This is a genomic window from Sodalis sp. (in: enterobacteria), from assembly GCF_047607725.1.
Taxonomy (GTDB): domain Bacteria; phylum Pseudomonadota; class Gammaproteobacteria; order Enterobacterales; family Enterobacteriaceae; genus JBLKSS01.
Genome location: NZ_JBLKSS010000308.1, coordinates 1 through 1,575 on the forward strand (window position 1 = coordinate 1; position 1,575 = coordinate 1,575).

Sequence of the window (1,575 nt, forward strand, 5' to 3'; positions counted from 1 at the left end):
TATAGTGCAAAAAACTCATTTTCCGCTCATTTTTTTGCGACGAGTCCAAAATCCTTAAAATGGCTGTAAGCCGCGCCAGTAAAAGGCTTCCGGCTAACCCAACGTTCCCTTTGAGAGTCCGGAAATGGTTGCCACCCCACATCAGTGCCTCGAACGCCGCATGTTTTTTTCTCTCGACGCTGAAATTGATCCAGGAATGCACCCTCCCATCCGGCGCCTTGTTGACGTCAGTGATGAGGGGCGCCGGGCTGTGCAGAGCGGCATACACGGTTTTGTCGTAGGGAACGAACGTGGTACCTGTCGATCGAAACGTGGGCAGGGCCTCATGATCAATTTGCGCATAAATGAGGGACGCATCGCCGAGCGTACGTGCCGGTAACGGCGAAGGTTTCGGCGGCCGCGGCGGAGCCTGGCTCGCCACTGCCGCGGGGTCATGCCGCGGGCGCCTGAGGGTCACCGGCGATGAGGGCGATTTCATGAACGGGTGCGCGCCGGCCGTGGTGGCGCGTTGCGGGCTTTGTAAGCGTCGCGGCGGTGAGGCAGATTGCATGGCCGGGTGCGTCCCGGTCGAGGCGTCGGGTTGGGCGTTTTTGCTGGGGCGCGACGGTACGGGAGTAAGCAGGGGGGTGACGTTGGCAAGCGCCGCATCAATACGCAAGGGGCGCGGGGGAGATCCTCCCCGCGGTAGCTGGGCGTAACCATTTTGCTTGCCTCACGCCGCTGGGCTCAGACGTAAGCGGCTGGAGACGCTTCCAGCGATGCCACAGCCGCTCGCGGCGGAGGGTTGTCTTGCAGAATAGGCTTCATCATCGGGATACCTGTAGGTCGACCTTAGACGTTAGAAGATAGCGTTACCGCTTCCAGGGTAGGGCCCGGCGACGCGGCAAGCGCTGCGAACGGTTTCCTGCACCCATGTTTGTTTCCGGGTGCTGGGCCGGGCTAGGGCTGATAATAATTTATCGGCATATAAGCCCATTGCCCAATAGCCTAAGAAGTTAACTTCCCCGCCGTCATCGGGTGAAAGACTGATTCAGTACGGTAGAATAGCGGGGTGGTGGCATAACGAAACGGGGAAGTCAGGGAACGATGAAATCGTTAAATGGCGAAACAAAGTAAACGATGGGTCAGTGGAATGATGGAGCTCGTCAAAGAAGGGGGCGCTGGCCAGGCGGTGTGGCGAAGGGGAGACACGATGGAACGGTGAAACAGCGGGAGTGCTGGTTCCGGTCACGTCCGATCACTGATTTCGGTCGCCCGATCAGCGATTCCGATTCTGTCCGATCGCTCATCTTCTGTTCCGCCATACTCTGGAGACTTTTAGCTTCCGGGGGTATGGCATGGCACGTAAAAAGAAGAACGTGAGAACAGAAATGTGCACCTATATCAATGTATTACGCATGAAATTTGAGCAGCGTCGCTCGAATCGCACCATCACAGCAGCGCTCGGCATCGGCTGTACCACAGTGCACGATATCCTCGGCCGATTCACGGTAGCTAACCTGGTCTGGCCATTGCCGGCGGAACTGTCCCCCGTCGACCTCGACCGCCTGCTCTATCCCGGCAAATCCGGCAAGG

Annotated in this window: 1 protein-coding gene and 1 pseudogene; one reads left to right on the plus strand and one right to left on the minus strand. The window is 58.2% G+C overall.

Annotated elements, in window-relative coordinates; translation table 11 throughout:
- A partial coding sequence (locus ACMX3H_RS18855; RefSeq protein ID WP_415211871.1) for a hypothetical protein occupies positions 1–658 on the minus strand: 658 nt, incomplete at its 3' end.
- Between the two features lie 679 nt (positions 659–1,337).
- Here ACMX3H_RS18855 and ACMX3H_RS18860 point away from each other — a divergent pair.
- Positions 1,338–1,575: pseudogene (locus tag ACMX3H_RS18860) on the plus strand (IS21 family transposase); the annotation flags it as partial.